The 11,196-nt window shown below is 70.4% G+C and carries 8 protein-coding genes, 1 tRNA gene and 1 rRNA gene; 3 read left to right on the forward strand and 7 right to left on the reverse strand.

Features of this window, described 5'->3' with window-relative positions; translation table 11 throughout:
* Positions 1-21: 21 nt before the first annotated feature.
* The gene (locus tag RIN46_RS11250; protein WP_309081258.1) at positions 22-1,035 is read left to right on the forward strand and encodes an ATP-binding cassette domain-containing protein; all 1,014 of its coding nucleotides are present in this window, start codon (positions 22-24) and stop codon (positions 1,033-1,035) included.
* An 83-nt stretch (positions 1,036-1,118) separates the two neighbouring features.
* Here the strand turns inward: RIN46_RS11250 and RIN46_RS11255 are convergent, their stop codons facing one another.
* From RIN46_RS11255 to RIN46_RS11270, 4 genes are read right to left on the reverse strand one after another with little or no spacing between them, the layout of a single operon-like run.
* Positions 1,119-3,107, reverse strand: a complete 1,989-nt coding sequence (locus tag RIN46_RS11255; protein ID WP_309081259.1) for a glycoside hydrolase family 13 protein — start codon at positions 3,105-3,107, stop codon at positions 1,119-1,121.
* A 2-nt stretch (positions 3,108-3,109) separates the two neighbouring features.
* On the reverse strand, positions 3,110-4,021 hold the full coding sequence (locus tag RIN46_RS11260) for a sugar ABC transporter permease (protein ID WP_309081260.1): 912 nt from the start codon (positions 4,019-4,021) through the stop codon (positions 3,110-3,112).
* Entirely contained in the window at positions 4,021-5,631 is a 1,611-nt protein-coding gene (locus RIN46_RS11265) for an ABC transporter permease subunit (protein ID WP_309081261.1), read from the reverse strand. The genes RIN46_RS11260 and RIN46_RS11265 overlap by 1 nt, the downstream gene beginning before the upstream one ends.
* A 9-nt stretch (positions 5,632-5,640) precedes the next feature.
* Positions 5,641-6,927: a maltose ABC transporter substrate-binding protein gene (locus RIN46_RS11270; RefSeq protein ID WP_309081262.1), complete on the reverse strand. Its 1,287-nt coding sequence runs from the start codon at positions 6,925-6,927 to the stop codon at positions 5,641-5,643.
* 190 nt (positions 6,928-7,117) lie between these two features.
* On the opposite strand from RIN46_RS11270, the gene RIN46_RS11275 reads away from it, so the two are divergent.
* Together RIN46_RS11275 and RIN46_RS11280 are read left to right on the forward strand one after the other, a co-directional pair.
* Complete coding sequence (locus RIN46_RS11275; RefSeq protein WP_375141870.1) at positions 7,118-8,887, forward strand: glycoside hydrolase family 13 protein; 1,770 nt, start codon at positions 7,118-7,120, stop codon at positions 8,885-8,887.
* A gap of 56 nt (positions 8,888-8,943) precedes the next feature.
* On the forward strand, positions 8,944-9,963 hold the full coding sequence (locus RIN46_RS11280) for a LacI family DNA-binding transcriptional regulator (RefSeq protein WP_309081264.1): 1,020 nt from the start codon (positions 8,944-8,946) through the stop codon (positions 9,961-9,963).
* Positions 9,964-10,105: 142 nt separating this feature from the next.
* Here the strand turns inward: RIN46_RS11280 and RIN46_RS11285 are convergent.
* From RIN46_RS11285 to rrf, 3 genes are all read right to left on the reverse strand, one after another.
* Positions 10,106-10,182 (reverse strand) — tRNA-Pro (locus RIN46_RS11285).
* 166 nt (positions 10,183-10,348) lie between these two features.
* Positions 10,349-10,837, reverse strand: coding sequence for a hypothetical protein (locus tag RIN46_RS11290; RefSeq protein ID WP_309081265.1), 489 nt, complete (start codon positions 10,835-10,837; stop codon positions 10,349-10,351).
* Between the two features lie 242 nt (positions 10,838-11,079).
* A 5S ribosomal RNA gene (gene rrf / locus RIN46_RS11295) occupies positions 11,080-11,196 on the reverse strand.

The raw sequence follows: 11,196 nt of genomic DNA on the forward strand, positions 1-11,196 counted from the left end.
CTGCCGGTGAAGGGAATCATCATGGCTACGGTCACTTTCGACAACACCACCCGTCTGTACCCGGGCAGCACCACGCCCGCGGTGGACTCGCTCAACCTGGAGATCGCCGACGGCGAGTTCCTCGTCCTCGTCGGCCCGTCCGGCTGCGGAAAGTCCACCACGCTGCGCATGCTCGCGGGCCTGGAGGACGTCAACGCGGGACGCATCCTCATCGGCGACCGCGATGTCACGGACGTCGCCCCCAAGGACCGGGACATCGCCATGGTGTTCCAGAACTACGCGCTCTACCCGCACATGTCCGTCGCCGACAACATGGGCTTCGCCCTGAAGATCGCCGGCGTCGACAAGGATGAGCGCCGCAAGCGCATCGAGGAGGCCGCCCGCCTCCTGGACCTCACCCAGTACCTGGACCGCAAGCCGAAGGCCCTCTCCGGCGGCCAGCGCCAGCGCGTCGCCATGGGCCGCGCGATCGTCCGCTCCCCGCAGGTCTTCCTCATGGACGAGCCGCTGTCCAACCTGGACGCCAAGCTCCGTGTCCAGACCCGCACGCAGATCGCGTCCCTGACCCGCCGCCTGGGCGTCACCACGGTCTACGTCACCCACGACCAGGTCGAGGCCATGACCATGGGCGACCGCGTCGCCGTGCTGAAGGACGGCCTGCTGCAGCAGGTCGACACCCCGCGCAATCTCTACGACCGCCCGGCCAACGTCTTCGTCGCCGGCTTCATCGGCTCCCCCGCCATGAACCTCGTGGACGAGGGCACCCAGACCGTCGGCGTCCGCCCCGAGGACCTCAAGCTGGTCAGCGACTCGAGCGTCGACGAGCACACCTGGGACGTCGTCGTCGACGTCGTCGAGGAGCTCGGCTCGGACGCCTTCGCGTACGGCCGCACGCAGATCAACGGTGAGGAGCACGAGTTCGTGGTCCGCCTCGACGGCCGCGCGCAGGTCAAGATGGGCGAGACCCTCAAGGTCCACGCCCCGGCCGAGCGCCTGCACCGCTTCGACAACGCGACCGGCAACCGCATCGACTAGTCGCCACGCCGCTGCTGCGGCGTCCCGGCTCGGGGCCGGCCACCGTCACGGTGGCCGGCCCCGGTTCCGTTAACCCCGGTCCCTCACGCGGCGTGCGGTCGGCGGACGCCGGGCAGGAGCCAGACGGCTCCGCACGGCCCGCCGGCCCCTTCGAGCACGACGGCGTCCCCGTCCCGGAGGGCCCAGACCCCGGGACCGACGTCGAGCGCGTGCTCCCACACCCCCCTCGCTGCCGTGCCCACGGCCGCGGGCGGGAGCTCGATCTGGAAGGCCGCCCTCGCGGCGACCACGAGGGCCGACTGCTCGGCGTGCTCGCGGATGAAGACCAGGACGTCGCCCTCGGCGTGGAGCCACCGGATGCCGCCGTCGAGCAGCGCCGGGCTGCCGGCACGCAACGACCCCAGCGCCCCGTAGAGACCGCGCAGGTCCTCGCGGATCCGCCGGCGCTCGCCCTCCGGACACTCGAGCTCGCGCCAGGGCATCGGGGTGCGCGAGGCCTCCCCGTTCCACCCCGTCAGGCCGAACTCGTCCCCCATGAAGACCATGGGGATTCCCGGCATCGTGTACTGGAGCAGGACGCCCACGGACTGGCCGCCCGGGAGCAGGATCTCGGCGGCCCGGGCGGTGTCGTGGGTGTCCAGGGCGTTCAGGTTGCACCGCCGGACCGTCCACGGGAACCCCGAGACGAAGTCCAGATGGGTCACCAGGAACGTCTCCGCCGGCGTCTGGTCCGTGGCCCCCGGCGGCACTCCGAAGAACCACGGCTCGCGGCCGGCGAGCGCCTCGGGCGCGTCGGCCAGCCAGTGCCAGAGCGGCCGCGTGAAGTTCGTGTACGTCATGGCGCCCTGCCAGGTGTCGCCCTGGAAGTCGGCGGCGGCGTCGGAGGTGGACTCGGCCAGGAGCAGCGCGTCCGGCTTGACCTCGCCGACGCGGTCGCGCAGAAGCGCCGCGACCTCGTGGTTCAGGTCGTCGCGGCCCAGCCGGCCGGTCATGTTCCCCACGTCGATCCGCCACCCGTCGAGGTCGAAGGGCGGCTGCAGCCAGCGGGCCACCATCGCGTCGTCGTCGAGCACGAACCGGCGGCGCAGCCCCTCGGAGCGCCAGTTGAGCTTGGGCAACGAGTCCACGCCGAGCCACGCCTCGTAGGTGCTGTGGTCGGCGCTGAAGTAGTAGAAGTCGGCCTCCGGCGAGCGCGGGTCGGCCCGCGCGGCGCGGAACCACTCATGGGCCGCGCCCGAGTGGTTGGTGGTGAGGTCGCCGATGACTCTGAGCCCGCGCGCGTGGGCGGCCCGGACCAGCTCGACCAGCGCCTCGTCGCCACCCAGGAGCGGGTCGATGCCGCAGAACGACGACGCGTCGTACCGGTGGTTGGACCGGGCCGGGAAGAGGGGCGTCAGGTAGAGGACGGTGGCGCCGAGCCCCACCAGGTGGTCGAGCCGCTCGGTGATCCCGGGCAGGTCCCCGCCGAAGAACTGGTACGGCGTCTGCGGCCCCTGGCCGATCACCTCGGTGGTGTCCCAGTCGCAGGCGATGGCCCACTCCGGCACCGGGTGCCGGTCCGCCTGCTCGGAGCGCGCGAAGCGGTCCGGGAACACCTGGTACATCACCGCACGGTGGGCCCAGTCCGGGGTCTGCCGCCCGTCGTGCGCGGTGAGGCGGAAGTCGTGCGCATCGCCCACGTCGCGGTCCCAGAATCCGGCGGCGTTGAGCCAGTACGCCCGCCCGCCGGCGCGGACCAGCCAGCGGTACCGCTGAACCGGGTTGACCAGCAGGAGGTCGGCCTCGTACCAGTCCCACGACGACGCCGCAGCGTCACCGGCCGTGGCGGCCGCGGCGTCGTAGTGGGGCTCGAAGTCCCGGAGGCTGCGCAGCCACACGCCCTCGAGGGGGCCGAGGGCCGCGCTCAGGGCGCGCGGGATGCGCAGGCGGACCGGGACGCGGTCCCGCAGCGCCGGGAACAGCTCGCCGACGTGCAGCTCCGACCCGTCGTGGTGCGGCCACGCGCTGAGCGGGACCCTCGCGAACGGGCCGGACGGCCGGTCGCTGCTGGACGGGCGGACGCTGCCGGACATGGCTACCCCTTGACGCTGCCGGCGGTCAGGCCGGACGTGATGTACCGCTGGAGGAACAGGAACAGGGCCATGACCGGGATGGCGGCGATGACGGCGCCGGCGGCGAAGACGCCCCAGTTCTCGCTGCGCTGCTGGGCCACGTACGAGTACAGGCCGACGGCGAGCGTCTGCGAGTCCGGGTCGGTCAGCACGACGGAGGCGATCACGAACTCGCTCGAGATGCCGATGAACGCCAGCAGCCCGACGACCGCGAGGATGGGCGTGACCAGCGGCATGACGATCCGGAAGAAGACCTGCGCGTGCGAGGCGCCGTCGATCCGGGCCGACTCGTCGAGGGACTTGGGCACGGTGTTAAAGAACCCGTACATCAAATACGTGTTCACGCCGAGCGCCCCTCCCAGGTAGACCATGATCAATCCAAGCATGCTTCCCAGTCCGAGCGCCGGAAAGATGTCGCCGATGAAGTTCAGCAGCAGGAAGATCGCGACGACGGCGAGCAGCTGCGGGAACATCTGCAGCAGCAGGAGGGTCAGGAGCCCGAACCGACGGCCCGCGAAACGCATGCGGGAGAACGCGTAGGCAGCGAGCGCCCCGAGGAAGACGGTGGCAGCGCTGGTGACGACGCCGATCACGAGGGTGTTGACGAACCAACGGGCGAAGGGGCGCTGCTCGTTGGCGAAGAGGGCCTCGAAGTTGCCGAAGCCGACATTCGTGAACAGGCTCGTCGCCCCCGCCATGGTCCCCGTGGGATTCAGGGCGGCCGACAGGACGTAGACCAGCGGGAAAATGGAGAACAGCGTGGCCAGGACGGCCACCGCGTGCCTCCAGCCCTTCTCCCGGACCCAGCGCCCGAACGGCATCCGGACCTCCGGGACGCCGACGCCCGGCTCGCGTGTGGTGGTGTGCGTAGTCATCAGTTGATCTCCTCCAGCGCCTTGGTCCGGCGGAAACTGATCGTGGAGACGACCGCCACCACGATGAAGATGATGATCGCGAGGGCGCTGGCCAGTCCGTAGTCGCGGCCGGTGCCGGTGCCGAAGGCGACCTTGTAGACCATCGTGATGAGGATGTCCGTGGCACCGATGTCGAAGGTCGTGCCCCCGAACCGCGGCCCGCCGCCCGTGAGCATGTAGATCACGTTGAAGTTGTTGAAGTTGAACGCGAACGAGGAGATCAGCAGCGGGGCGAGCGAGACGAGCAGCAGCGGCAGCTTGATCGCGGTGAAGATTCTCCAGGCGCCGGCACCGTCCATCCGCGCGGCCTCCTCCACGTCCGGCGGGAGGGACTGCAGGGCGCCCGTGCAGACCAGGAACATGTACGGGTAGCCGAGCCACAGGTTCACCAGCAGGACCGAGAACTTCGCCATCCAGGGGTCCGTCAGCCAGGCGATGTCGGCGCCGCCGAGCAGGGCGTTGTTGATGAAGCCGAACTGCGGGTTGAGGAGGCCGGACCAGACCAGGCCGGAGAGGAACGCCGGGAAGGCGTAGGGCAGGATCATCAGCACCCGGTAGATCCGCTTGCCCCGGAGGTCCGCCCGGTTGAACGCGATCGCCAGGAAGAGCCCCAGCGCGAACGTCGTCAGGACGGAGAGGAAGGCGAACGCGAACGTCCAGAGCACCACCTGCAGCAGTGGGCCGCGCAGGTCGGCGTCGGTGAAGGCGCGCTCGAAGTTCTCGAGGCCGACGTGGATCTTCCAGCCCACCCCGAGCTCCTGGCCGTCGGCGGAGCGGAAGGTGCCCTCGCCGGAGTCGGAGTAGACGACGCCGGTGGAGGTGTTCGTGAAGGTGTCGGCCTCGGCGTCGTAGGTCAGCCGGGGCTTGAACACGTAGGCGGTGGAGCCGTCCTGGGTGCGCAGCGTCCCGTCCTCGAGGTCGTCGCTGAGCGGGACCACGAGTTCCGCGACGTCGGCCTGCCGGTTCAGCAGGTCGGCGAACTGCAGCGTCTCGTAGCCCTCGATCGCCACGGCCTTGCCGGTGGCGTCGCGCTCGACCGGCTCCTCGACGGGCTCGAGCGGCTGCTCAGGCCCGCCGAGGCTGACCTGGCCGGTCGGGTCGGTGACGAGCAGGAGGAGCTCGTCGCCGTCCTCGACCACGGTGGCCGCGTACTGCGGTGAATCGGGCACGCGCTCCAGCGCCGAGAGCTGGATGGCGTGGACGGCGTCCTCCTTGGTGGAGTTGTGGCCGTCGCCGTAGTTCGTGAACGCGATGTAGGTCGAGTAGAACATCACGAACACCTGGAACACGAGCAGGAAGATCAGACCGGGGGCCAAGTACTTGGCCGGCAGGTTCTTCTTACCCAGATAGATCCAGTTGATGGCCAGGGTCACCAGGAGGCTGATCGCGAAGACCGCCCACTCCTCGCTGACGGCCAGCTGGAACAGCCCGTAGGCCGCCGCCGCGTCGACGAGGCCCAGCAGGACGATCTTGGTCAGGATTCCGATCAGCCCGTCCGGGCCGCGGGAGGCGCCCCGAGGCGCTCCCGCGGCCGGACGGACGGCCCCGTTCGGGGTCGATTCACCGCGCACGCTCTGGTCCTAGCCCTCGAACTTGGCTTCGATGTTCTGGCTCATCTCTTCCCAGGCCGCCGCCGGATCGGCCGCGTTGCCCTTGATGAGGCTCAGCTCGGTGGCCCCCCAGTCGGCCCACACCGCCTGCATCTCCGGGGCAGCCGGCATCGGCACGCCGTCCGCGCCGATCTCGCCGAAGGCCGCGACCACGGGGTCGGAGGCGGCCTTCTCGAAGGAGGCGTTCAGGGCCGGCGGGCGTCCGCCCTGGTCGAAGAGCGCGTCCTGCGCAGCCTCGGTGCTGAGGTAGTTGACGACGAACTCGTTGGCCGCCAGCTGGTTCTTGCTGTGCGCGGAGACGAAGAACCCGTTGACGCCGATGAACGGCTGGGCGGCCTCCGGGCCGGCCTTCGGCAGCGGGTCGACGGCGAAGTCGATGCCGGCCTCCTCGATGACGGGGATGTTCCACGGTCCCGTGAGGAAGTAGGGCGAGGCCCCCGCGGCGAACTTCTCCTTGGCGATGTCGCCGGTGATGTTGGAGTTGAACACCCCGGTCCCCTGGTCGCCGTGGTCGGCGAGGAGCTGGGCGAAGTCCTTCCCGCCGTCGTTGTTCATCGCGAGCTTGCTGACGTCGTAGGAGCCGTCCTCGCCGCGCTCGAAGACGGGGGCGCCGAACGAGGTCTGCAGCGGGTACATGTGGTAGGGATCGGCCTGCTTGGGATCGAGCCCCACGAGGAAGGGGAACTCGGCGTCGCCGGCGTCGACGGCCGCCTGGCCGGCCGCGACGACGTCGGCGAAGTCCTCGTGCGCCTCGCCCACGAGGGCGGTGTTCCGGATCAGGGCGATGTTCTCGACGCTGTAGGGCACGCCGTAAGTCTGGCCCTCGTACGTCATGGCCTGGACGGAGGCCTCGCTGAACTCACCGGCCTTGTCCCCGAGCTGGACGGGTGCGACGACGCCGTTCTGCACGAGCGTGCCCAGCCAGTCGTGCGGGCCGACCAGGACGTCGGGGCCCTTGCCGGTCGGGGCCTGGGTGATGAAGTCGTCGCGCACGGCGGCGAAGTCCTTGACCACCAGGTCGACGGCGATGCCCTTCTCCTCCTCGAACTGCGCCGCGATGCCCTCCAGGGCCGGCGCCCGCTCGGCGTCGGTCCACATGGTCAGCGTGGTGTCGCCGGCCGCGGCGGACCCGGAGGCCGCCGTCGTCTCCGCAGGCTCCGTGCTGCCCCCGCAAGCGGAGAGCGCCAGGACGGCCGAGACGCCCAGCGCCCCGAGTGCCGCCGACCGGCGGCTGATGGTACGAGTGTGCACCTTCATGGGTGAGCTCCTTGTTCGTCGATTCCGCATCCCCGATGGTGGGTCGACACGGGAGGGCCCGCACGACGCCAAGTGATGCAAGACACAAGTGTAAGCGCTTACATGACTTCCGTCCACCGCGGGATAAACCACGCCATTTCGGGGGATGCTTTCTGGAAAACGCTTCCAGAGCGCTCGGGTTGCCGTTAGCATGGGCAGCATGACGACCGCAGCCTCGCTTCCGCCCGCCCTCGCCGCCGAGCGCCCCGTCCACGCGGCCGCCGCGCGCGACGAGTGGTGGCGCCGCGCCGTGATCTACCAGATCTACCCGCGGTCCTTCCGCGATGCCGACGGCGACGGCATGGGGGACCTCCGCGGCATCACCGACGAGCTCCACCACGTCGCGGACCTCGGGGTCGACGCGGTCTGGCTCTCGCCCTTCTTCCGGTCGCCCCAGCGCGACGCCGGCTACGACGTCTCCGACTACTGCGACGTCGACCCGCTGTTCGGCACCCTCGACGACTTCGACGACCTGGTCGCCGAGGCCGATCGCCTCGGTCTGCGGATCATCGTCGACCTGGTCCCCAACCACTGCTCGGACCAGCACGCGCTCTTCCAGGCGGCCCTGGCCGGCGGTCCCGGCGCGCTCCCCCGCGCGCTCTTCCACTTCCGCAACGGCCGCGGCGAGGACGGCGAGCTGCCGCCGAACAACTGGCAGTCCCACTTCGGCGGCCCGGCGTGGACGCGGGTGACCGAGCCCGACGGCTCCCCCGGCCAGTGGTACCTGCACCTCTTCGACTCCTCGCAGCCGGACTTCAACTGGGACCACCCGGACGTGCGCGCCGAGTTCGAGCGCATCCTGCGTTTCTGGCTGGACCGCGGCGCCGGCGGGTTCCGCGTCGACGTCGCCCACGCCCTCATCAAAGAGCCGGAGCTGCCCGACTGGCACGGCCGCCCCGACGGCCGGCCCGTGGAGGGCTACCCCTTCTCCGACGCGCCCATGTTCGGGCGGGCCGGCGTCCACGAGATCTTCCGCGAGTGGCGGAAGGTGCTGGAGGAGTACGACGGCGAGCGGATCCTCTGTGGGGAGGCCAACGCCCACCCCGTCGAGACGATGGCGCACTGGGTGCGCCGCGACGAGATGCACCAGACCTTCAACTTCGACTACCTGGGCATGGGCTGGGGCGCCGCCTCGTTCAAGGGCACGGTCGAGCGCTCGCTCAAGGCCTTCGACGCCGTCGGCGCGCCGACCACCTGGGTGCTGTCCAACCACGACACGTCCCGGCACACCAGCCGCTTCGGCCTCGGTGCGGCGGGGCACGTCGGCGACGGCATCGCGCCGCAGTCCCGGCGCCCGGACGAGGAGCTCGGCCTGCGCCGGGCCCGCGCGGCCACGCTCTTCACCCTCGGCCTGCCCGGCGGGATGTACCTCTACCAGGGCGAGGAGCTCGGGCTCCCCGACCACCTCGACCTGCCGGCCGAGGCGCGTCAGGACCCCACCTTCCTCCGCACCGGGGGCGAGCGGATCGGCCGCGACGGCTGCCGCGTGCCTCTGCCGTGGCACGCGGACGCCCCGACCTTCGGCTTCAGCACCGTCGCCGACGCCCACAAGCCCGCGGGGGCCGAGCCGTGGCTGCCCCAGCCGGACTCCTGGGCGTCGTACGCCCGGAACGCGCAGGCGGGACACGAGGGCTCGACGCTCGAGCTCTACCGGGCGGCCCTACGGGCACGCGCCGAGCGGGAGCTCGGCCTCGGCGACCTCTCCTGGCTCGAATCGGCGGCCGGGACCGCCGATTCCGAGGTGGCGGCCTACCGGAACGGGAGCACCGTCGTCGTCCTGAACACCGGGTCCGACCCGATCCGGCTCCCGGCGGGACGGATACTCCTCGAGAGCGTCCCCGGGGCGACGTCCGACGGCGTCCTCGCTCCGGACGCCGCCGCCTGGCTGGACGTCGCCGGTCTTCCGGACGCCGGTGCCTGACACGCGGGCGGGCCGCCGTCTGATGCGGTGCCGGGCTGGATGGAAGAATACGGTCGATGGCCGGAATTAAAGATGTCGCCCAGCGCGCGGGGGTCTCCGCCGCCACCGTCTCGCGCGCACTGAGTGGCAACGGCAAGGTCTCCCCGGCCACGCGCGCCAGGGTGCAGCAGGCAGCCGAGGAACTCGGCTACGTGGTCTCCTTCAACGCGTCGTCGCTGGCGTCGGGACGGAGCCGGAACATCGGCGTGGTGGTCCCGACCGTCAGTCGCTGGTTCTTCTCCACCGTCCTCGAGGGCATCGCCGGCGAGCTCATCAGCGCAGGCTACGATCTCACCCTCTACGACACGGGCGGGCAGGAGCAGCACCGCGTCTCGGTGTTCTCCGACCTGCTGCTGCGCAAGCGGCTCGACGCGGTCATCACCGTCACGCTCAAGCTCAGCGACAACGAGGTGCGCCAGCTCGCCTCCGTGGACAAGCCCGTCGTCGCCATCGGCGGTTTCATCCCGGAGATCGCGACCATCCGTGTGGACGACTTCAACACGACGGCGCTCCTGACCGAGCATCTCATCGAGCTGGGCCACACGCGGATCGCGTTCCTAGGCGGCTCCGAGGAGTTCGACGTCGACTTCAAGCTCACCACGGCACGGCAGGACGGGTTCGAGTACGCCCTGGACCAGGCGAACCTGGAGGTGCGGCCAGAATGGCTGCTCGCGGCCAACTTCACCACCGAGGGCGCCTACCGCAAGATCCGCAGTCTGCTCTCGATGCCCCGCGAACGGCCCACTGCAGTGGTCTGCGCCTCGGACGAGATGGCGTTCGGCGCGCTCCTGGCGGCGCGCGACTTCGGCATCGACGTGCCCGGCGACTTCTCCGTGGTCGGCATGGACGGGCACGATCTCAGCGAGCTGTTCGGACTGACCACGTTCAGTCAGGACGCCCGCAGCCAGGGCATCTGGGCCGTCCGGAAGATCCTGGAGCTCCTGGGCGAGCGCGAGCTCGAACGGGACCCCACCGACGGGTTCTACCCCACGGAGTTCATCGCGCGCTCGACCACCGCTCCCCCGCCCCGCCCGTAGTCCCGACGCCCGCGGAGCACGAGATCCGTGCCGGCGACCGGAATGAGACAACAGGCGGCACCGAACAACGGGAGCGGTACCGAAAGGTACGTGCACAAAAGGCGAGGGCCGACTCCGTGGAGTCGGCCCTCGCCTTTGCTAGTGGTCGGGGTGACAGGATTTGAACCTGCGACCTCCTCGTCCCGAACGAGGCGCGCTACCAAGCTGCGCTACACCCCGGTGCGTTAGCAACCTCCAATAGCTTACTCATTCCCGGCGCATTCTCATAATCGGCGGCCCTCCCCGTGTTCGCCGGCGGAGCGGGTGGGGATGCGCTCAATCCGCGGACGCGGCCCATCACCCGGACCCGCGGATACTTCCAGTTCCCGGCACGGCGGCGCGTCCGTCAGCCTGCGCCCATGAAGCGCGCGTAGGCCTCCAGGACGTCGCTCCAGTGGTCGGAGGCTGCGTACTGCAGCTCCCCCGCCCGTCCGGCGGCCCAGCCGCTCTGCTCGAGGCGGACGTCGGTTCCGGCGCCGCCGGCGTCGACGAAGTGAAGGCGCAGATCAGTCGGCGCCGCCTGCTCCCTGGGGTGCAGGATGCGCAGCTCCAGGAGGCCCGGAGGCTCGGCACGGCCGAGTTCGCCCCAGATCTGCACCTGTCCGGCGTCGTCCTCCTCCTGGAGCCCGTCACGATCGAGACTGAAGTGGCTACCGACGCCGAGGCGGGAATGGCGGCCTGCCGGCCACCAGAGGTGGATGTACTCGGTGAAGCCCTCGAAGGCGTGCTCGGCGTCGACGGGGACATGCACCGCTGCAGTCCTCGCTGGGAGGGGCGTGGCGCCCGCCGCGTCGTCGTCGGGCTCCTGGGGTGCATGCGAGAACAGACCGGTCATGCCCCCACGATACTGCGATCCGGGGGTGGCTCGAGGAGGAACGAGGCGGGCAGCGGCGGCGGGCAGCGGCGGCGGGCAGTTGAGCCGGGCACCGGGGCACGAGGCGGCCCTGGCCCGCCGGCTGGGCCGGGCCGCACGGAGCTCGGGGCGGAACGCCGGTGCGGTCGTCCCCCGCTGTGGTGTTGGGTGGGTTAAATGGCTCAGGCCCCCGCATTTCTGCGGGGGCCTGAGTTGTAATGGTTGTCCGGCGGCGACCTACTCTCCCACACCCTCCCGAGTGCAGTACCATCGGCGCTGTGGGTCTTAGCTTCCGGGTTCGGTATGGGACCGGGCGTTTCCCCCACGCTGTGACCGCCGTA

It is taken from the genome of Zhihengliuella sp. (assembly GCF_031178195.1).
Classification (GTDB): domain Bacteria; phylum Actinomycetota; class Actinomycetes; order Actinomycetales; family Micrococcaceae; genus Zhihengliuella.

Coding starts and splice junctions, on each gene's coding strand:
- RIN46_RS11250 (WP_309081258.1), top strand. CDS start 22: ATGGCTACGGTCACTTTCGACAACACCACCCGTCTGTACCCGGGCAGC.
- RIN46_RS11255 (WP_309081259.1), bottom strand. CDS start 3,107: ATGTCCGGCAGCGTCCGCCCGTCCAGCAGCGACCGGCCGTCCGGCCCG.
- RIN46_RS11260 (WP_309081260.1), bottom strand. CDS start 4,021: ATGACTACGCACACCACCACACGCGAGCCGGGCGTCGGCGTCCCGGAG.
- RIN46_RS11270 (WP_309081262.1), bottom strand. CDS start 6,927: ATGAAGGTGCACACTCGTACCATCAGCCGCCGGTCGGCGGCACTCGGG.
- RIN46_RS11275 (WP_375141870.1), top strand. CDS start 7,118: ATGGGCAGCATGACGACCGCAGCCTCGCTTCCGCCCGCCCTCGCCGCC.
- RIN46_RS11280 (WP_309081264.1), top strand. CDS start 8,944: ATGGCCGGAATTAAAGATGTCGCCCAGCGCGCGGGGGTCTCCGCCGCC.
- RIN46_RS11290 (WP_309081265.1), bottom strand. CDS start 10,837: ATGACCGGTCTGTTCTCGCATGCACCCCAGGAGCCCGACGACGACGCG.